This is a genomic window from Microbacterium sp. SY138, assembly GCF_039729145.1.
GTDB classification, from domain to species: domain Bacteria; phylum Actinomycetota; class Actinomycetes; order Actinomycetales; family Microbacteriaceae; genus Microbacterium; species Microbacterium maritypicum_A.
In genome coordinates this window covers 3,724,665-3,744,046 of record NZ_CP155793.1, presented here as the reverse complement: position 1 = coordinate 3,744,046, position 19,382 = coordinate 3,724,665, and the positions used below count along the sequence as shown (strand labels likewise).

The 19,382-nt window shown below is 69.5% G+C and carries 16 protein-coding genes; 12 read left to right on the top strand and 4 right to left on the bottom strand.

Annotated elements, in window-relative coordinates:
• Positions 1-54: 54 nt before the first annotated feature.
• Positions 55-750: a FadR/GntR family transcriptional regulator gene (locus tag ABDC25_RS18045; protein ID WP_021199489.1), complete on the bottom strand. Its 696-nt coding sequence runs from the start codon at positions 748-750 to the stop codon at positions 55-57.
• A gap of 159 nt (positions 751-909) precedes the next feature.
• On the opposite strand from ABDC25_RS18045, the gene ABDC25_RS18040 reads away from it, so the two are divergent.
• The 11 genes from ABDC25_RS18040 (at position 910) to msrA (ending at position 14,190) form a co-directional block, all read left to right on the top strand.
• Positions 910-2,508, top strand: coding sequence for an ABC transporter substrate-binding protein (locus ABDC25_RS18040; RefSeq protein ID WP_021199490.1), 1,599 nt, complete (start codon positions 910-912; stop codon positions 2,506-2,508).
• Between the two features lie 72 nt (positions 2,509-2,580).
• Positions 2,581-3,537 (top strand): ABC transporter permease, encoded by a 957-nt coding sequence (locus tag ABDC25_RS18035; RefSeq protein WP_347123981.1) that lies wholly within the window; start codon positions 2,581-2,583, stop codon positions 3,535-3,537.
• A 1-nt stretch (position 3,538) separates the two neighbouring features.
• Complete coding sequence (locus tag ABDC25_RS18030; protein WP_167255114.1) at positions 3,539-5,590, top strand: dipeptide/oligopeptide/nickel ABC transporter permease/ATP-binding protein; 2,052 nt, start codon at positions 3,539-3,541, stop codon at positions 5,588-5,590.
• Positions 5,587-6,387, top strand: coding sequence for an ATP-binding cassette domain-containing protein (locus ABDC25_RS18025; RefSeq protein ID WP_021199493.1), 801 nt, complete (start codon positions 5,587-5,589; stop codon positions 6,385-6,387). Before ABDC25_RS18030 ends, ABDC25_RS18025 begins: the two co-directional genes overlap by 4 nt.
• Before the next feature lie 16 nt (positions 6,388-6,403).
• Entirely contained in the window at positions 6,404-7,351 is a 948-nt protein-coding gene (locus ABDC25_RS18020) for a dihydrodipicolinate synthase family protein (RefSeq protein WP_347123978.1), read from the top strand.
• The gene (locus ABDC25_RS18015) at positions 7,351-8,286 is read left to right on the top strand and encodes an ROK family protein (protein ID WP_347123976.1); all 936 of its coding nucleotides are present in this window, start codon (positions 7,351-7,353) and stop codon (positions 8,284-8,286) included. Before ABDC25_RS18020 ends, ABDC25_RS18015 begins: the two co-directional genes overlap by 1 nt.
• Positions 8,283-8,969: an N-acetylmannosamine-6-phosphate 2-epimerase gene (locus tag ABDC25_RS18010; protein WP_167255122.1), complete on the top strand. Its 687-nt coding sequence runs from the start codon at positions 8,283-8,285 to the stop codon at positions 8,967-8,969. The genes ABDC25_RS18015 and ABDC25_RS18010 overlap by 4 nt, the downstream gene beginning before the upstream one ends.
• Complete coding sequence (locus ABDC25_RS18005; RefSeq protein WP_297557447.1) at positions 8,966-9,886, top strand: DUF4862 family protein; 921 nt, start codon at positions 8,966-8,968, stop codon at positions 9,884-9,886. The genes ABDC25_RS18010 and ABDC25_RS18005 overlap by 4 nt, the downstream gene beginning before the upstream one ends.
• 183 nt (positions 9,887-10,069) lie before the next feature.
• Positions 10,070-13,009, top strand: coding sequence for an exo-alpha-sialidase (locus tag ABDC25_RS18000; protein WP_347123973.1), 2,940 nt, complete (start codon positions 10,070-10,072; stop codon positions 13,007-13,009).
• A gap of 141 nt (positions 13,010-13,150) precedes the next feature.
• The gene (msrB, locus tag ABDC25_RS17995; protein ID WP_322955588.1) at positions 13,151-13,645 is read left to right on the top strand and encodes a peptide-methionine (R)-S-oxide reductase MsrB; all 495 of its coding nucleotides are present in this window, start codon (positions 13,151-13,153) and stop codon (positions 13,643-13,645) included.
• Positions 13,642-14,190 (top strand): peptide-methionine (S)-S-oxide reductase MsrA, encoded by a 549-nt coding sequence (gene msrA, locus ABDC25_RS17990; protein WP_029260687.1) that lies wholly within the window; start codon positions 13,642-13,644, stop codon positions 14,188-14,190. The genes msrB and msrA overlap by 4 nt, the downstream gene beginning before the upstream one ends.
• A 56-nt stretch (positions 14,191-14,246) precedes the next feature.
• On the opposite strand, the gene ABDC25_RS17985 is transcribed toward msrA, so the two are convergent.
• The 3 genes from ABDC25_RS17985 to ABDC25_RS17975 form a co-directional block, all read right to left on the bottom strand.
• A complete protein-coding gene (locus tag ABDC25_RS17985) occupies positions 14,247-15,047 on the bottom strand; it encodes an alpha/beta hydrolase (protein WP_096359657.1) in 801 nt (266 codons plus the stop codon).
• A gap of 46 nt (positions 15,048-15,093) precedes the next feature.
• A complete protein-coding gene (locus ABDC25_RS17980; protein WP_347123970.1) occupies positions 15,094-16,410 on the bottom strand; it encodes an MFS transporter in 1,317 nt (438 codons plus the stop codon).
• A 78-nt stretch (positions 16,411-16,488) separates the two neighbouring features.
• Positions 16,489-18,510 (bottom strand): glycoside hydrolase family 3 N-terminal domain-containing protein, encoded by a 2,022-nt coding sequence (locus ABDC25_RS17975; protein WP_347123968.1) that lies wholly within the window; start codon positions 18,508-18,510, stop codon positions 16,489-16,491.
• 125 nt (positions 18,511-18,635) lie between these two features.
• On the opposite strand from ABDC25_RS17975, the gene ABDC25_RS17970 reads away from it, so the two are divergent.
• Positions 18,636-19,295 carry a TetR/AcrR family transcriptional regulator gene (locus ABDC25_RS17970; protein WP_051668199.1) on the top strand — a complete coding sequence of 220 codons (660 nt, stop codon included), beginning with the start codon at positions 18,636-18,638 and terminating at the stop codon, positions 19,293-19,295.
• Positions 19,296-19,382 lie beyond the last annotated feature (87 nt).

Genomic DNA, 19,382 nt, shown 5'->3' with positions numbered 1-19,382 from the left:
ATCGAGTCGGAGGGGCACGGCTGTCGAGTCGGAGGAGGGATCCGGCCGGCGACCTCAGCCCTGGGATTCCTCCGCCGCGCTCGCGAGCACACGCTGCAGCGGCTGATAGTGCTCGATGACGGCCTGCCGATAGCGTTCGACATCACCCGAACGTGCGGCGTCGAGCATGTCGCCGTGCGCCTTCGCCGTCTTGTGGATGTCGTCGGGCTGAGGGATGCCCAGCTGGGGGAGCACGGCCGTGTGCACATCCCAGAAGGCGCCGACCAGCTGACCGACCAGGCGGTTGCCGATCGCGCCGAAGAGGCGGGTGTGGAACGCGCGGTCCTCGTCGAGGAAGTGCTCCCCGCGCTCAGCCTTGGCGACCATGTCGGCCACCAGGGCGTCGAGCTCGGGGTCGGGGTCGTCCTGAGCGGCGGCCACCACGCGTTCGGCCATCGACAGATCCAGCGCCAGGCGCACTTCGACGACCTCCCGCAGCGCCTGCAGGGATCCCTCCGGCGACAGCACCCCGCGGAACACGAGGGCTTCCACCATCGGGTCCAGCGACATCGGTCCGACATACGTGCCGTGGCCGTGACGCACATCGACGATGTCGAGGGTCGAGAGCGTGCGGATCGCCTCGCGCACGGAGGATCGCGAGACGTCGAGCTCCTCGCAGAGCTCCGCCTCGGTCGGCAGCGGGTCGCCCGGCGTGAGCCCCCGGGTCAGGATGAGCTGCTTGATCTGATCCGCCGTGGTCGAGCGCCGCATGCGTGACGCCCTACTCGTGGTGGACTTCATGGGGCTCCCTCTCGTGCCTGGCAGAAACGCTCCGATCATCTCACTCTTGTGATCTGATCGAACCTGTGTTTAGAGTACATCAGACATCAGATGTCCTCAAGATGTTCCCCCCACCACCCTGGAGCACACATGAACCGACACATCACCCGCCGCCGCGCGGGTCGATTCGCGATGGCGGTCGCCGGCACAGTCGCCGCGTCCGTCGCCCTCGCCGGCTGCGGCGCGGGCACCACCAGCACTCCCGACGAGAGCGCAGCCGCGAGCGAGATCGACCCCGACGGCATCATCGAAGCGGGCATCTCGTACACGCTGAACGGCAGCTTCGACCCGATGGTCGCGTCGGGCGCCGTCACGGTCTCGGCGAACTGGCACATCTTCGAGGGGCTGGTCGACCTCGACCCCGTCACCCAGAAATCTGCCCCCGCCCTCGCCGCCGACCTCCCGACGAAGATCGACGACACGACCTACGAGATCGACCTCCGCGAAGGCGCCACCTTCCAGAACGGCGATCCGGTCACCGCCGACGACGTGGTCTTCAGCTACGACCGCGTGCTCGACCCGAACAACAACTCGCTCTTCCTGTCGTTCGTCGACTTCATCGACACCGTCACCGCGGTCGACGACGACACCGTGCGGATCACCACCGACTACCCGTTCTCGCTGATCAACGACCGCCTCGGTGTCGTCAAGATCGTCCCGAAGTCGGTCGTCGAAGCCGACCCCGAGGGCTTCGCCACCAACCCCGTCGGTTCCGGCCCGTACTCGCTGGTGTCGGCCGTTCCCGAGGACAAGCTCGTCTTCGAGCGCTACGACGACTACAACGGGCCGCGCCCCGCGCTCGCCGCCGGCATGAACTGGAACCTGCTCTCCGACGCCTCCGCTCGCGTCACCGCGATGTCCACGGGCACCGTGCAGGCGATCGAGGACGTGCCGTACATCGACGTCGACGCGCTCGCCTCCTCGGCCGACGTCGACAGCGTGCAGTCGTTCGGCCTGCTGTTCATGATGTTCAACACCAAGGCGGCGCCGTTCGACGACGTCCGCGTGCGCCAGGCCCTGCACTACGCCCTCGACATGGACAAGATCATCGGCACCGGCATGCTCGGCAACGCCACGCCCGCGACCTCGTTCCTGCCCGAGACCTACCCGAACTACCACGAGGCCTCCACGGTCTACACCTACGACCCCGAGAAGGCGAAGGAACTGCTCGCCGACGCGGGCGTCTCCGACCTGTCCATCACCCTGCTCACCACCGACACCGGATGGGTCAAGGAGGTCGCCCCGCTGATCAAGGAGTCCCTCGACGCGATCGGCATCGACACGACGCTCGACATCGGGCAGTCCGCGTCGATGTACGAGAAGGTCGACTCCGGCGACTACACGGTGGCCGTGGCCCCCGGTGACCCCTCGGTCTTCGGCGTCGACCCCGACCTGCTCATGAACTGGTGGTACGGCGAGAACGTCTGGACCCAGACCCGCACCAACTGGGCCGACTCTCCCGAGTACGCCCAGCTGCGCACGCTCCTCGACACCGCCGTCCAGCAGGAGGGCGAGGAGCAGCAGAAGACCTGGGACGAGGCCTACGACCTGCTCTCCGACCAGGCCGTGCTCTACCCGCTGTTCCACCGCAAGCTGCCGACCGCATGGAGCAGCCAGGAGCTGGTCGGATTCCAGCCCGTCCCCACCACCGGACTGTCGTTCCTCGACGTCGGCGTGGCGGCGAAGTAGCCCGCACCAGGGGGCGCGCTCACCCGACGAGTGCGCCCCCTGTCTCTCCCATACCCCCGGAAGGAGCGGCACGTGTCCCACACGCTCCGCCTCATCGGCCGGCGACTGCTGCAGCTGCCGCTGATGATCCTCGGCATCACGTTCCTCGTGTTCTTCGTGATGTCGTTCTCCCCCGTAGACCCGGCGCGCACCGCGCTCGGCGAGACGGCGTCACCCGAAGCCCTCGAGGCGTACCGCGAGGACCACGGCCTCGACCTCCCGCTGTTCGTCCGCTACGTGAACTTCCTGCTCGGACTCGTGCAGGGCGACCTCGGCGCCTACTCCGCACGCAGTCTCCCGGTGATCGACGAGGTCGCCCGCGCCTTCCCGGTGACCTTGGCCCTCACCTTCCTCGGGCTCCTCATCGCGGTGATCGTCGCCTTCGTGATCGGCGTCCTCGCCGCCGTCTACCGCGACCGCTGGCCCGATCAGGTGATCCGCGTGTTCGGCGTCGCGGCGCTCTCCACGCCGTCGTTCTGGCTCGCCATCCTGCTCATCCAGGTCTTCACCCTGGGGCTGAACCTGCTGCCGGCCTCCGGGCCGCTCCCGGATTTCTGGAGCGACCCCTCCGGATGGCTCGCCCGCATGACCCTCCCCGCCATCGCGCTCGCCGTGCCGGTGATCGGTCAGCTCTCCCGCGTCGTGCGCACCTCGATGGTCGAGGAGCTCGACCGCGACTACGTGCGCACCGCCCTGGGCGCCGGCATCCCGCGAGTGATCGTCGTCGGTCGCAATGTGCTGCGCAACGCCCTGATCACCCCGGTCACCGTGCTCGGACTCCGCATCGGCTACCTGCTCGGCGGTGCGGTCGTGATCGAGATCATCTTCGCCATCCCGGGAATGGGAACGCTCATCCTCAACGGCGTCACCAACAACGAACCCAACCTCGTGCAGGGTGTGACGCTCGCCGTGGCGCTCGCCTTCGTCGTGATCAACATCATCGTCGACCTCCTGTACGTGCTCATCAATCCTCGAATCCGGGCGGTGTGACATGCGACGCAAACTCACGAAACGTCTCTCCGTTCCCGGTCTCCGCTGGGGCCGGCTGTCCCTTGGATCGATCATCTGCATCGCCGTGCTGGCGATCATCGGGCTGGCGGCGATCTTCGCACCGCTCATCGCGCCCTTCGACCCGCTGGCGTCCGGGACTCCGGTGCAGCCGCCGAGCGCGGAGCACTGGTTCGGCACCGACCGTCAGGGCCGCGACATCTTCTCCCGTCTCGTCTTCGGTGCCCGCTACTCGCTCGTGATCGGCATCGGCGCGACACTCGTCGCGCTGCTGGCTGCCTGCGTGCTCGGGACGATCGCCGCCACGGCCCCGAGGTGGATCTCCGAGACGCTCATGCGCGTCATGGACGTCGTGATGTCGTTCCCCGGCATCGCGCTCGCCGCCGTCTTCGTGGCGGTGTTCGGCAAGTCGCTCCCCGTGCTCGTGCTCACGATCGCGTTCCTCTATGTGCCGCAGCTCACCCGCATCGTCCGCGCCAACATCCTCGACCAGTACGGCGAGGACTACGTCTCGGCCGTGCGCGTGATGGGCGCGGGCACCCCGCGCATCATCGTCCGCCACGTGGCGCGCAACGCCATGGCCCCCGTGCTGGTGTTCGCGACCGTGCTCGTCGCCGACGCGATCGTGTTCGAGGCTTCGCTGTCGTTCCTGCAGGCCGGGGTTCCCGACCCCGAGCCGTCGTGGGGTAACGTGATCGCCGCCGGCCGCAATCTGCTGATGAGCGGCGCGTGGTGGGCGACCTTCTTCCCCGGCATCCTCATCATGCTCACGGTGCTGTGCCTCAACATCCTCTCGGAGGGGATGACCGATGCGATGGTGTCGCCGCGGGCACGCAAGATCACCGCGGATGCCGCGGGCACCGAGGAGTCCACGCACGAGCTCGAGGTCGCAGCGATCCCCGACGACACCCACGTGATCCCCACCGTCGACACGGCGGTGAACCTCTCCGTTCCGAGCGGGGTGCCCGACACCCTGGTGCCGCGCGCAGAGGACGTCCCTCTCGCCGAGCGACTGGCCGAGCTCCGTCAGCGCGAGCTCTCGCGCACCGACCGCCTGGTGTACACGGCGGAGGAGAAGCCTCTGCTCGACGTGCAGGATCTGTGCATCTCGTTCCCCCGTCATGGCGACGTGGACGTGGTCGACCACGTCAGCTTCACGGTACGCCCCGGCGAGACGATGTCGCTGGTGGGGGAGTCGGGCTGCGGCAAGTCGATCACCTCGCTCGCGATCATGGGCCTGCTCGATCCGAAAGCCGACATCCGCGGGCGCATCCTGTTCGACGGCGAGGACCTGCTGCAGATGGCACCCAAGGAGCGCAACGCGCTGCGCGGCCACGACATCGCGATGGTCTACCAGGACGCGCTGAGCTCCCTCAACCCGGCGATGCTCATCCGCTCGCAGATGAAGCAGCTCACGTCGCGCGGCGGCACCCGCACCGCCAGGGAGCTGCTGGAGCTCGTGGGTCTCGACCCCGACCGCACCCTCGCCTCGTACCCGCACGAGCTCTCGGGAGGCCAACGGCAGCGCGTGCTCATCGCCATGGCGCTCACCCGGAACCCGCGACTGGTGATCGCCGATGAGCCGACCACGGCCCTCGACGTCACGGTGCAGGCGCAGGTCGTCGACCTGCTCATGCGGTTGCAGAAGGAGCTCGGATTCGCGCTCCTGTTCGTCTCTCACGACCTCGCGCTCGTCGCCGAGCTCACGCACAGGATCACGGTGATGTACGCGGGCCAGGTCGTCGAGCAGGGCACGACCAGAGAGGTGCTGACCCAGCCGGTGCACGAGTACACGCAGGGGCTCCTCGGCGCGGTGCTCTCGATCGAGGCCGGTTCCGATCGTCTTCATCAGGTCTCGGGCGTCGTGCCGTCGCCGCGAGACTTCCCGACGGGCGACCGCTTCGCGCCGCGCTCCAGCGACCCCGCCCGGTACGCGGGCGTCGCCCCGGTGCGGCGGCACATCGCAGGAACCGAGCACTACTACTCCGCGCATCCCGACGATGCGCCCGTCGAGCCGATCGGAGCAGGACGATGAGCGAACCCGTCATCGAGCTCAAGGACGTGCACGTCCGCTACAAGACCCGTGCCTCCTCGCTCTTCCGGCCGCAGTACGTGGATGCGCTTGCGGGGGTCTCGCTCACCGTGAAGCGCGGGCAGACGCTCGGCATCGTCGGCGAGTCGGGGTCGGGCAAGTCGACCTCGGCCAAGGTGCTCATCGGCCTCGAGAAGCCCACGAGCGGGCAGGTCGTGTTCGGGGGAGAGCCGGTGCGATCGTTCACGCCCGCCGTGCGCAGACGACTCGGCCGCATCCTCTCCGTGGTGTTCCAGGATCCGGCGACCGCCCTGAACGCGCGGATGACGGTGCGCGATGCGCTGCTCGACCCGATGCAGGTGCACCGCCTCGGCAGCCCGTCGACCCGGAGCCGAAAGGTGCGCGACCTGATCGGTCTCGTCGGACTGCCGGCATCGGCCCTGGACGCCCTGCCCAGCCAGCTCTCGGGGGGCCAGCGCCAGCGTGTGGCGATCGCCAGGGCGCTCGTGCTCGACCCGCAGGTGATCGTCGCCGACGAGCCCACCTCGGCGCTCGACGTCTCGGTGCGTGCCCAGATCCTCAATCTGCTGACCGATCTGAAGGATCAACTCGGCCTCGGGATGGTGTTCATCTCCCACGACATCCAGACCGTCCGCTATCTCTCCGACGAGATCGCCGTGATGAACAAGGGGCGCGTCGTCGAATTCGGCGATGCGGCCCGCGTGTTCGACGCGCCCTCCGACGAGTACACCAGAACGCTGCTGGGCGCTGCGCCCTCGCTGCTCGAACCCCACCACTGAAACGACCGGAACACACATGTCTGCTGCCTCTCCCGCCCCCGTCTTCGCGGGCGTCGTCCCGCCCGTCGCCACCCCGCTGCTCGAGGACGGATCGATCGATCACGTCTCCCTCTCCCGCCTCGTCGACCGTCTGGTCGCCGAGGGGGTGTCAGGACTGTTCGCGCTCGGCTCCACCGGCGAGACCGCGTACTTCACCGACGACCAGCGCGTCGAGCTGCTCCGCACGATCGTCGCCGCGAACGCCGGTCGGGTGCCGGTCATCGCCGGCGCGATCGAGCTCACGGCGCCGCGCATCATCGAGACCGCCCGCCGTCTGATCGATGCCGGCGCCCAGGCGATCGTCACGACGGCTCCGCTGTACACGCTGAACTCGGCAGCCGAGGTCGCCGACCACTTCCGCACCATCGCGGCGGCCATCGACGCCCCGCTGTGGGCCTACGACGTGCCGGTGCGCGTGCACTCCAAGCTCGGCATCGACCTGCTCGTGCAGCTGGGCACCGAAGGGGTCATCCACGGCGTGAAGGATTCCTCGGGTGACGACGTCTCGTTCCGGCGCCTGATCGCGGCGAACGATGCCGCAGGGGGTCCGCTGCAGCTGCTCACCGGACACGAGGTCGTCGTCGACGCCATGGCCCTCGCCGGTGCCGACGGCGTGGTTCCCGGGCTCGCGAACGTGGAGGCCGCGGGGTACGTGCGACTGTGGGAGGCCGCGAAGAGCGGCGACTGGGAGACGGCTCGGGCCGAGCAGGAGCGCATCAACCGCCTGTTCGACATCGTGTTCCAGCCGAAGGGCCTCTCGGGCGATGCGACCGGTGTCGGCGCGTTCAAGGCGGCCATGCGCGCCCGTGGCATCATCGATCACGCCACGATGGCGAACACCGTGCAGGCGCTCGACGTCGACGCGGTCGCCCGCATCCGCGACATCCTCGACGAGCTGCATCTGCTCCCGGTCGCCGTCGGCTGATGGGCGAGGTCGTCCTCGCCGTCGACATCGGCGGCACCAAGACGGCCGCGGCCCTCGCCGACCGCGACGATGCACTGCTGCGGACCGAGGTGGCCGCGACGCCGGCGGCCCAGGGGCCGGTGGCGGTCGTCGCCACCGTCGTCGCGCTCGCCGGACGTCTCCTCGCCGGCAGCGGGCTGCGCCTTTCGGGCGTCGGCATCGGCACGGCCGGGGTCGTGGATGCCGGAACCGGGACGATCGTTTCCGCCACGGATACGTTCGCGGACTGGCCGGGTACACCGCTGGCCGCACTCGTGCGCTCGGGACTCGGCGCGCTTCTGCTCCCCGACGCTCCCGTCGCCGTGCAGAACGACGTCGACGCGCACGCGGCAGGAGAGCATCGACACGGTGCCGCGGCCGGGGCGGCGAGTGCGCTCGTCGTCGCGGTCGGCACCGGTGTCGGTGCAGGAGTCGTGCTCGACGACAGGGCCGTGCGGGGTGCGCATCACGTCGCGGGGGAGATCGCGCACCTGCCCGTGCCGGGAGCCGCACACCTGCGCTGCCCCTGCGGGCGCTTCGGGCACCTCGAGGCCATCGGCTCCGGCATCGGGATGCATCGGCACTTCCGGTCTCTCGGAGGCGATCCCGGCATCACCGATGCGCGGGGGGTCGCGATGGCAGCTGCGGCCGCGGACCCCATCGCCCGCCGGGCCCTCGACGAGTCGGCCGCGGCGGTGGGTCGGGCCCTCGCGGGGGCGGCGACGCTTCTCGACCCGGAGCGCATCGTGGTCACCGGGGGCGTGCCGAACATCGGTGAGTCCTGGTGGCTTCCGATGCGCGCCGCCTTCCACGCCGAGGCGATCGATGCGCTGCAGAACACCCCCATCCTGCCGGGCACGCTCGGCGACTACGCACCGCTGCGCGGAGCCGCGGCATCCGCCTGGAGGCGACCATGAGATTCACCGACACCCTCGAACGACTGCGGGGAGGACTGATCGTCTCGTGCCAGGCCTACCCGGGTGAGGCCATGCGCGACCCCCGCACGATGGCGCAGGTCGCGGCGTCCGCCCTGGCCGGAGGAGCAGCCGGAATCCGCGTGCAGGGGCTCGATGACATCCGCGCGACGGCACACCTCCCTGTTCCGATCGTGGGGCTGTGGAAGGACGGCGACGCCGAAGTTTTCATCACTCCGACGCTCCGGCACGCTCAGGCCGTGGCCGACGCGGGCGCCGACATCGTCGCGGTCGACGGGACGCGGCGCCCCCGCCCGGACGGGCTGACGCTCGCGGAGACGATCGCGGGCCTTCGCGCGCACACCGACGCGCTGATCATGGCCGACTGCGGCTCCCTCGACGACGCGATCGCCGCCGAGGCCGCCGGCGCCGATATCCTCGGCACCACCCTGTCGGGATACACCGGAGAGCGCCCGAAGACCACCGGGCCCGACCTGGAGCTCATCGCGCTGATCGCCGCCCGTTGCCGCCGCCCGATCGTCGCCGAGGGGCGCGTCCACACACCCGAGCACGCCGCGGCCGCGATCGCCGCCGGGGCGTTCTCGGTGTGCGTCGGCACCGCCATCACGCATCCGTCCACGATCACCACCTGGTTCGCCGATGCCATCGCGGGCGCACGCGCATGACCGCGCCCATTCTCGTCAGCGCCTACCCGGCCTCTCCCGCCCACGCGCACTGGGATCCGGTGCTCGAAGGCGCGCTGCTGCCCGCATTGTGCGCGCTTCCCGGGATCGCCGGGCTCGAGGTGCCGTGGATGGGGCGCCTGCATCCGCACGATGACGCCTGGTTCCTCGCGAACGTGCCGGCCGTGCCGCTCGCCGTCACTCCGATCCCGTTTGTCATGGGACGCGTCGGGGCACACCCCGGGTATGGCCTCGCCTCGGCCGATGAGGAGGGGCGCGCGGCGGCGGTCGCCGATCTTCGGAGGGTCGCCGCCGACGTCGCGCGCATCGACGGCGAGAGCGCCGCATCCGTCGCGGTGGTGACGGTGCACTCCGCGCCGCGAGCTACGGCCGCCATGGAGCCGCTCGTGCGCTCGCTGGGGGAGGTCGCCGCGCTCGACTGGTCCGGCGCGCGCCTGGTCATCGAACACTGCGATGCGTTCGTGCCCGGCCGGGTCCCTGAGAAGGGTTTCCTGCCCTTGGACGCCGAGATCGCCGCGATCCGCTCGTCGGGACTGCCGATCGGAGTGTGGCTCAATTGGGGGCGTTCCGCGATCGAGCTGCGCGATGCGGATGCCGTCACCGCGCAGATCGCGGCGGCGGCGGCGTCCGGCCTCCTCGTCGGCCTGGCGTTCTCAGGGGCCGCTCCGGTGCAGAGTCCGTATGGCCACCCGTGGAGCGATGCGCACCTGCCGATCGCCTCGACCCACCCGGAATCCGCTTCGCTCCTCGACGACGCGCACGTCGCCGCAGCGCTCGCCGCTGCGGGCGACGTCGAGTGGCTGGGGTTGAAGACGGCCCGCCGCCCCGACGACACCACCGCGGCGGATGCCTTGCGCACGGTCGCGCGGAACCTCGAGGTGGTGCGCGCCGCAGGCTGACCGGAGGGAACGGCGGCAGCCGTCGGCGCGGTGTCGTCGACGGCTCGCCGAGTGAGCCCGGGGAGTCGAACGCCGCTCGCGGGACGACGAGATCCGGCCTTGTCCGTGGGGAGACCCCTCGCTAGAGTGACTTGAAATCTGACATCAGACGTCATATTTCCGCACGAACAGAAAGGTCTGTCCATGCACGTTCCTCCCTCGCCCCCTTCCCGGAGCCGCCGCCTGCTGCGATGCGGCACGATCGGAGCGCTGGTCCTCGCGCTCAGCCTCCCCGCCGCCGCTGCCTCGGCGGCCCCGGCGCCCGGGTATCTGACCGATCCGAACGCCGATCCCGGCGACTACCTCGAACTGAACATCGGCGCCGACCGCACGGCTTCGAACTACTTCTACCGGATCCCCGCGCTCACCCACCTCGGCGACGGCGTGGTCCTCTCGGCGTGGGATGCCCGGCCGGGAAGCGCCGCTGACGCCCCCAACCCCAACTCGATCATCCAGCGCCGCTCGACGGACAACGGTCGTACCTGGGGTCCGCTGCAGATCATCGCCGCGGGGAAGACCGGGAGCGGCCAGTACGGCTACTCCGACCCGAGCTACGTCGTCGACCGGCAGAGCGGTCGGGTCTTCGCGTTCTTCGTGCGCTCCCAGGACCAGGGGTTCCAGGGGAGTGCCTACGGCGACGACGACGCGAACCGGCAGGTTCTGGGAGCGGCCGTGATCCATTCCGACGATGGCGGCGCGACCTGGAGTGCGCCGCGGCTCATCACCGACGTCGCCAAGACCTCCAACGGCACGACCAGCGGGGGCGTCTACACGCCCGTCGCGGGCGATGTGAAGGGCACGTTCGCCACTTCGGGCGAGGGGATCCAGCTGCGCTACGGCGCGCATGCCGGGCGGCTCATCCAGCAGTACGCTGGCACCGTGCGTCAGGCCGACGGATCCACCGCGATCCAGGCGTACTCGGTGTATTCCGACGACGGCGGCGACACCTGGCAGCGTGGCGAATACGTCGGCACCGGCATGGACGAGAACAAGGTCGTCGAGCTCTCCGACGGACGCGTCATGCTCAACTCGCGAGACAGCTCCGACGGGCGTCTTCGCAAGGTCGCGATCTCGACCGACGGCGGTCACAGCTATGGTCCGGTCACCCGCGACGCCGAGCTGCCCGACCCCACGAACAACGCCTCGATCACCCGCCTGCATCCGGACGCCGCCGCGGGCAGCGCCGACGCGAAGAAGCTGATCTTCACGAATGCCGCCAACGGGGCGAACAGCAACCGTGTGAACGGAGCGGTGCGCCTCTCCTGCGACGACGGCGAGACCTGGCCCGGTCTGCGCACGCTCGAGACGGGGACCTTCGCCTACTCCAGCGCGACGGCGATCGATGACGGCAGGGTGGGGGTGCTGTGGGAGGCGGGCTACACGAACACGATGCAGTTCTCCTCGTTCGACGACGCGTGGCTGAACGCGGCGTGTGCGCCACTGTCGGTGCCGAAGACCGCTCTGACCGCCGGAGTCGCCACCACGGTCCCGGTCACGATCACGAATCAGGAGGCGGCCGCGCTCAGCGGCGCCGTGACCTTCCACACCGCCGCCGGATGGACCGCGACCACCGCGCAGATCACCGGCCTCGCACCGGGAGCGAGCGCCACCGTGAATGTGCAGGTCACCGCCCCGCAGGGCGTCTCTGGTGAGCAGCGTCTCCAGGCCGCCTTCACCGCCGCCGACGGACGCCTCAGCCAGACCACCGCGACGCTCGCCCTGCCGCAGTCGTCGGTGCTCGGAGCGACGCTCACCGCGACGAACACCTCGGCCCTGCGAAACGTCGTGACGAATCCGTACACCGTGGGGGAGCAGCTGAGCTTCCAGGTGCGGGTCGTGAGCACGGCGGGCGGCAACACGATCGTGACCCCGGCGGCGAACACCTTCACCACCGGCTTCGCCCCCACCGCCTGCCGGTGGCTGAACCTGGCGGCCTACGACGCCTACAACTGCAGCACCCCACGGCGCACGCTCACACAGGCCGACATCGATCGTGGCTGGTACACGCCGGAGTTCGCGTTCACCGTGGCTCCCGTCGACGGCTCGGCACCCGCGGTCACCGTGACCCACGCGGCTGCCCCCGTGGTGCTGCGCGACGGCGTGCTCGCGGCCACGATCACGGGCGCGCGGGCGGATGCCGGGCGCGACCTGGCGGCGAACCCGTACGCGGTGGGCACGCAGGTGCCGTATACGTTCCGGGTCGACAACCGCAGCCCGATGGTGGTCACCGTCGTTCCCGCGACCGGTGACTTCTCGCCCTTCCTCCCGCCGGCGGCCGGCAACTGCCGCTACCGGGATCTCGCGGTCGGTGCGGGGTACGACTGCGGGTCGGCGCGCCACACCGTGACCCAGGCCGAAATCGACCGCGGCTTCTTCGTGGCCGACACCACCTGGACCGTCGAGGCGGCAGGGCAGACCACGAAGCGCGTGACGGTGGCGGGCGGCGAGATCGACGTGATCGCGCGCACCCCCGCGTTGTCCGGTGCGACGGTCGGAGACTGGGCCGACGAGAACGGGAACGGCGTGGCGGATGCCTCCGACACCGTGACCTGGACGCGCACCGTCGAGAACACGGGCAACGTCGTGCTCGATGCCGTGACCGCTGCCGGAGCGGATGTCGGCTCGCTCGTCCCCGGTGAGGCGGCACCCCTCGAGGCGATCGTCGTCCGGCTCACGACAGAAGACGTCGCGCGGGGCTCGATCGCCGCGGCATCCTTCGAGGTGACGGGGGTCAACGGAGTCCGCTCGGTGTCGGACTCCGTCGAGCCGGCGACGCTGTCCCTGCCCACCGCTGCGGGGTGGAGCGCGCAGACCGTCTATGCCGGCGGCGAGCTCGTGTCGCTCGACGGGCGGCTGTGGCAGGCGTCGTGGTGGACGCGTGACCAGCGCCCCGGCGACCCCGTGGGTCCGTGGCAGGAGTTCGCGACGGACATCGACGGGGCAGTCGTGTGGACGCCCACCCGCGTCTTCACCGCAGGAGAAGTCGTCGTACATGCCGGCACGCGCTTCGAGGCGAAGTGGTGGACGCGCAACCAGCAGCCCGATGCCGCGGCGACCGGCGGCCCCTGGCAGAAGGTCCGCTGACCCCTCGTCGTCTTCTGTCCCGCCGACGAGCGGCCCGCAGAAACTCACAGCCCGTTCTCAGGGCCGCGGGACCAAAACGGGCCGCTCGTCGGTTCTCCTCTATGACGGCGCAGCCAGCGACGTCGGACAAGGAGTCAGATCATGTCGAACGACTACGGCACGACCCCCGAGGCCGTCAGCGGCCTCACCCCTCTGCAGTATCGGGTGACCCAGCAGGACGCGACCGAGCCGCCCTTCCGCAACGCGTACTGGGACAACCACGACGACGGCATCTACGTCGACGTCGTCTCGGGCGAGCCTCTGTTCTCGTCGACCGACAAGTTCGACAGCGGCACCGGATGGCCGAGCTTCACGAAGCCCATCGACGCGGATGCCGTGACCACGCGCACCGACCGCTCGCTGTGGATGAAGCGCACCGAGGCGCGCTCGGCCGTCGCCGACAGCCACCTCGGTCATGTGTTCGACGACGGCCCGCGCGCCGAGGGCGGCCTGCGCTACTGCATGAACTCGGCGGCTCTCCGCTTCATCCCGGCCGAAAGCCTGGAGGAAGAGGGGTACGGTCGCTACAGCGCCCTCTTCGCACGCCCCACCACCGACACCCCCGCACCTTCCGACACCACCGAGGAGCAGTCATGACCGACACCGGAACCATCACCCGCACGCCCGGGACCGAGACGGCCGTTCTCGCCGGCGGCTGTTTCTGGGGGATGGAAGACCTGATCCGCCGTCAGCCCGGTGTGCTCGACACCCGGGTCGGCTACACCGGCGGCTCGAACGAGCACGCGACCTACCGCAACCACCCCGGCCATGCCGAGGCCGTGGAGATCGTGTTCGACCCGACGAAGACGACCTACCGCGACATCCTGGCGTTCTTCTTCCAGATCCACGACCCGTCGACGCTGAACCGTCAGGGCAACGACATCGGTTCGAGCTACCGCTCGGCGATCTTCCCGCTCACCCCCGAGCAGGAGGCGATCGCGCGCGACACCATCGCCGATGTCGACGCTTCGGGCCTGTGGCCGGCGAAGGCCGTCACCACGATCGAGCCGGCAGGGCCGTTCTGGCAGGCCGAGGAAGAGCACCAGGACTACCTGATCAAGTACCCGAACGGCTACACGTGCCACTTCCCGCGTGCGGGTTGGGTGCTGCCGAAGCGCGACGAGGCCGCCGCCACCGTCTGACGCGGAACCCGAGAATGGCCCGGTCGCATCCGACCGGGCCATTCCTCGTGAGCGGTCTACGCCTCGGCGAGGAACGCCACGGCCGCGTCCTTGAAGTCGCGCGAGCCCGGGGCGTTGAAGTGGTTCCGGTTCGGGATCTCGAAGAACCGTCCGTCGGGGGCGGCTGCGGCCAGCGCCCGCGAACCCTCGATGATCGCGTCCTTCGAGCCGGTGGCGAAGAGGATCGGCCGCGTCGGCGCATCCGAGGGATCGGGGTCGATCATGCCCGACGCCCGCATGCCCTCCGCGAGCGCGACGAGTGCCTGCAGGTCGTTTCCCGGTACCCGTTCGGTCAGCGCGATGTAGTTCTGCGTGGTCCGATCGGCCACCGGGGTGCCGTCGGCGATGTACTTCCGGACCTGTTCGAGATCGAGTCGCGCCAGGGGGATGCCGTCCGGCACCCCTCCCAGCACTGCACGTCCGATGCGGTGCGGCAGCTCGCGAACGACCTCCCAGCCCACGCGTGCGCCGAGCGAGTAGCCGACGTAGAGGGCGTCGTCGACGAGGTACGTGTCCATCACGGTCTCGACATCGGTCACGAGTGTGCGGATCCGGTAACCGTCGGGGTCATGTGGCTTCTCGCTGAGGCCGTGGCCGCGCTGATCCAGTGCCAGCACGCGATAACCCGCGCGCGTCAGCTCGCGTACCCATCCGGTGAGCACCCAGTTGTCGCGCGCGCTCGACGCGAAGCCGTGCACGATCACCACGACGGGGGCGTCGAACTCGCCCCAGGTGTAGGTCGCCAGTCGTGTGCCGTCGGCGGCGTACACCTGCTGGGGTTCGGGCATGCTGGTCAGGTCGGAGAGAGGGACGGCCACCTCTCCATCTTGGCCCTGTTCCTGGACGGCGGCGTCAGGTGCGGGATCAGCGCGTCGACCTGATCGGCCACACCGCGAACGCGCCGAGCACCGACAGGACTATGCCCACGGGGAAGAGCCCGGCGAAGCCGAATGCGATCACGATCAGACCCGAGACTCCGGGGGCCAGCGTCTGGGGCAGGGTGGCCGCGATGTTCACGACCCCGAGGTCTTTCGCGAACGACTGCGCCGAGGGGAGCACCTCGCTCATCAGTGCGGTGTCGACGGCCTGGAACATGCCGAACCCGAGCCCGGCGATGAACGACATGATCATCCACGCCTCGATCGTCGGTGAGATCCACGGCAGCAGCAGTGCAAGACCGGTGACCACCGACGAGGCGAACACGAACGGCTTGCGTCGCCCGACCCTGTCGGAGAGTGGACCGGAGATGATCGTGGAGATCAGGATGCCGGCGAGGCTGAGGAGCCCGACCAGCGGGATGACCGTCTCGGGCTTCTCGATGTGCAGATAGTCGGTCATGATGTAGAGCTGATATCCGGTCACGGAGAAGTAGCCCGTGAACAGCAGCAGGCGGCCGAGGAACGCCCAGAAGAAGTCGGGGTGCTTGATCGGGCTGACCCAGAAGGTGCGCAGGAACGCGCTGAGGTCGAACGGCTCGGGCGTGATCCGTTCGCTCGAGTAGTCCGGGTTGAACACGACGAACAGTGTGATGACGACGAGGGCGAAGACCGCGAAGACCACGTAGCCCGCGGCGATGCTGTTGAAGAACAGGGAGCCGACGATCTGACCGCCGAGCGAGCCGACCATGAGGCCGATGCCGGAGAGGGCGGCGAAGGTTCCCCGGCGCTTGAGGGGCACGCGGTCGGGCATCACGGCGGAGAGCGGGCCCTGGGCGAAGTTGTACGCGATCTGCACCAGAGTCCACGCGATGGCGATGCCGACCAGGGAGTCCGCAAAGGCGAGGCCGACCAGGGCCAGGCCTCCGGCGAGGACGCCGACGATCATCCACGGTGCACGCCGGCCGAAGCGGGAACGCGTCCGGTCGGAGATCTGCCCGGCGATCGGCTGCGCGATCATCGCCGCGAACGCACCGATCGTCGCGATGATCGCGAGGTTGGCGACCTTGTTCTCCTCGCCGAGCGTGATCGTGACCTGCTGGGGGAGGAGGATGCCGGGGACCGCGCCCCAGATCAGGAAGATGCCGAGGTTGGCGGGGATGATCCAGCCGAGCAGGCGCCGGATCCCCTTGAGGGGCGGGGGCGGGTCGTCGTTGCCGGCGGCGGTGCGGATGAACGTCGTCTCCGTGATCGGGACGGTGCTCTCGGGGACGGTGCTCTCGGGGGTTGCGGGCGTTCCAGACATCGTCGTCGTGGTCCTCTCAGGTCGGGCAGAACGGGCGGGGCAGAACTGGCTGGACAGAACAGGTCGTGCAGAACAGAGTCAGGCGGGGAGCGCCACCAGGCGGGAGCGCAGCGTGTCGATCGTCTCGGCCGGCAGGGTGGCGCCGGCGAAGCCGAGGACGGTGTCGAGCGGCATGTTCTGCGCTGCGGCGAGCATGGGGTTGCCCGGCAGTTCGGGGACGAGCTCGGCGATGATCGCGAGCGCCTCGGCATCGGCGAGCACCTGGGCGACGGTCGCGCTGGTGAGGTCGAAGCGTCCGCCGGGTGCGGCGACATCCGCCATCTCGATCGTCGTGGACGCGGGGTCGGGTCGTGCGGCAGGCGACCAGTCGAGGTACCGGAGGCCGTGGCCGAACGCGAACGACGGGTCGACCGTGTCCGACGGCACGTCGGGGCGGCTCGCCGCCACGGCTTCCATCGACGACGGCACCTCGAAGGGCAGCGACCCCTGGGGCTCCACCGCGCCGAACAGCACATTCACGAGCGCGGTGTCGGATGCGCCGTAGTTCGCGATGATCGTCGAGGCGACGTCGAGAAGCGGGGCGAGGATCGCCGGACGATCGAGGTAGACGTCGAGCACGAGCGGCACGCGGGCGGCCAGATCGCGCAGGTGCGCGAGTTCGTCGTCGTGGAACTCGAGGGATCCGGCGCGGAAGAACGATTCGATGTCGGCCCCGTTGCCGCGTGGTTCCCACGGGGCGTCGGTGCGCACGATCGCGACGTCAGCGCGGTCGGGGTCGGTGACCACATCGGCCCAGCCGGCGAGCTCGACGGGGTCGAGGCCTTCGACGTAGACGGTCGGGCGCCCCTGCAGCGGCAGATGCGCCGCCCCGCCGCCGTTCGTGAGCAACGTGAGTGAACGTGCCTGGGCCTCGAGTCCGGCGGCGCGGGCGTCTTCCCGACCGACGATCGCATCCGCAGCTTCGACATCGACGAACCGTGCGTCGTCGAACAGCCCGAGACGGAACTTCTCACGCAGCAGCCGGCGCACCGAGGTGTCGAGCCGGGACTCGGGCACCGAGCCCGCCCGGACGAGCCCGATCAGAGCCTTCGGGTTGAACTCACCGCCGAACTGGTCCACACCGGCATCGAGCGACTTCATCATCCGCTCGTCGTAGGTGAGCGACTCCACACCCCAGAAGGTGCGGGACAGGATGCCCCAGTCGGTGCACACGATCCCGTCGAAGCCCAGCTCGTCACGCAGCAGGCCTTGGATGATCTGCTTGTTGAAGCCGAAGCCGACCTCTTCGTACTCGGTGCCGATCGGCATGCCGTAGTAGGGCATGATCTGCGAGACGCCGGCGGCCAGCAGGTCGCGGAACGGTTGCAGGTGCAGGTCGAATCGTCCGCCCGGGTACACCTGCTCGCGGCCGTATGAGAAGTGCGGATCCTCGCCGTCGAGCTGGGGGCCGCCCCCGGGGAAGTGCTTGGCCATGGCCGAGACCGATTCGGCTCCGAGCTCGTCGCCCTGCAACCCGAGCGTGTAGGCGACGCCGAGACGCCCGGTCACCTCCGCGCTCTGGCCGAACGTGCCGGAAGCCCGCGCCCAGCGCGGCTCGGTGGCGAGGTCGATCTGCGGGTGCAGGGCGGTGCGGATGCCGACGGCCAGGTACTCGCGACGCACGACCTCGGCGAAGCGGCGGGTGAGCTCGGGGTCGTCGATGGCGCCGAAACCGAGGAACTCCGGCCACTGCGAGAAGGGGCCGGCGATGAGCGCGGCGGCCGGGTTGTTCGAGAACGAATGACGCGGATCGCTCGACAGAGAGAACGGGATGCCGAGGCCGCGTCGCCGGGCCTCCTCCTGCAGGGCGTTGTGCCATGCGGCGATCTCCCGCGCCGACGGGGCCTGCAGGATGTTCACGTGCGTGATGCCACGGTCGATGATGGTGCGCATCGACGGGGAGCCGAACAGGCCGGGGGCGTCGAGGTCGTCGCCGAGGGTCGCCATCGGCTGGAACATCTGCCCCGCCTTGTCCTCGAGCGTCATTCGGGTGAGCAGGTCCTCGACACGCTGATCCACGGTCAGGGTGCGGTCCTGGTACGGGTGCGCGATCGCGCTCACGGGAACTCCTTCGTTCGGTACGGCGGGTCTTTCGGGTACGGCGGGCGGTGCGGGTGCGGCGGGTGGTTCGGTTAAATATCTACACTTGTGTCGGTTTTGTCAAGAGCGGTGCTACGGTTTCCCCCATGGCTGATGCGACGACGCTGCGAGGGCGCGGATACGCGAACGGCCGAGCGCGCCGCGAGGAGATCATCCGCGTGGCCTCGGACCACTTCGCCGAACGCGGCTTCCTCTCGGCGACGATCCTCGAGATCGCCGCGGTGTGCGGCATCTCACGCGCGGGACTGCTGCACCACTTCGCCGACAAGGAAGCCCTGCTCGAAGCCGTGCTCGAAGCCCGCGACATCGAGGATCGCGACCGCTTCCGTCCCTACGCCCGCGGCTACGGCGGTATGGGCGTGCTGCGCGGAATGGTCGACCTCGCCGACCACAACCGTCTCGTGCCGGGTCTGATCGAGCTTTTCGTGCGGTTGTCGTCCGAGGCGTCGGCTGCCGATCACCCGGCGCACGAGTACTTCCGGCGCCGTTACGAGAGGATCCGTTCGAGCACCGGACAGGCGATCGCGCTCGCCATCGCGTCCGGTCAGCTGCGACCCGACATCGATCCGCACGACGCGGCTTTGCGCCTGACCGCGACCATGGACGGTCTGCAGACCCAGTGGCTGTTCGACCGGTCGATCGACATGGCCGGCGCCATCCGCGCGATGCTGCGGGCGTGGATGACCCCGGCGGGCGAGGTGGCGTTCGAGGCGATCGTCCCCGAACCGGAGCCGGTCGGCGCCTGACGCGCCCGGCAGTGCCGGGGACGACGAAACGGCCTCCCGGAGACCGAAGTCTCCGGGAGGCCGTTTCCGTTCCGGTGATCGCGAGGA

Coding starts and splice junctions, on each gene's coding strand:
- msrB (WP_322955588.1), top strand. CDS start 13,151: ATGTCGAACGACTACGGCACGACCCCCGAGGCCGTCAGCGGCCTCACC.
- ABDC25_RS18020 (WP_347123978.1), top strand. CDS start 6,404: ATGTCTGCTGCCTCTCCCGCCCCCGTCTTCGCGGGCGTCGTCCCGCCC.
- ABDC25_RS17970 (WP_051668199.1), top strand. CDS start 18,636: ATGGCTGATGCGACGACGCTGCGAGGGCGCGGATACGCGAACGGCCGA.
- ABDC25_RS18010 (WP_167255122.1), top strand. CDS start 8,283: ATGAGATTCACCGACACCCTCGAACGACTGCGGGGAGGACTGATCGTC.
- ABDC25_RS18040 (WP_021199490.1), top strand. CDS start 910: ATGAACCGACACATCACCCGCCGCCGCGCGGGTCGATTCGCGATGGCG.
- ABDC25_RS18025 (WP_021199493.1), top strand. CDS start 5,587: ATGAGCGAACCCGTCATCGAGCTCAAGGACGTGCACGTCCGCTACAAG.
- ABDC25_RS18045 (WP_021199489.1), bottom strand. CDS start 750: ATGCGGCGCTCGACCACGGCGGATCAGATCAAGCAGCTCATCCTGACC.
- ABDC25_RS18015 (WP_347123976.1), top strand. CDS start 7,351: ATGGGCGAGGTCGTCCTCGCCGTCGACATCGGCGGCACCAAGACGGCC.
- ABDC25_RS17980 (WP_347123970.1), bottom strand. CDS start 16,410: ATGTCTGGAACGCCCGCAACCCCCGAGAGCACCGTCCCCGAGAGCACC.
- ABDC25_RS18005 (WP_297557447.1), top strand. CDS start 8,966: ATGACCGCGCCCATTCTCGTCAGCGCCTACCCGGCCTCTCCCGCCCAC.
- ABDC25_RS18030 (WP_167255114.1), top strand. CDS start 3,539: ATGCGACGCAAACTCACGAAACGTCTCTCCGTTCCCGGTCTCCGCTGG.
- msrA (WP_029260687.1), top strand. CDS start 13,642: ATGACCGACACCGGAACCATCACCCGCACGCCCGGGACCGAGACGGCC.
- ABDC25_RS18000 (WP_347123973.1), top strand. CDS start 10,070: ATGCACGTTCCTCCCTCGCCCCCTTCCCGGAGCCGCCGCCTGCTGCGA.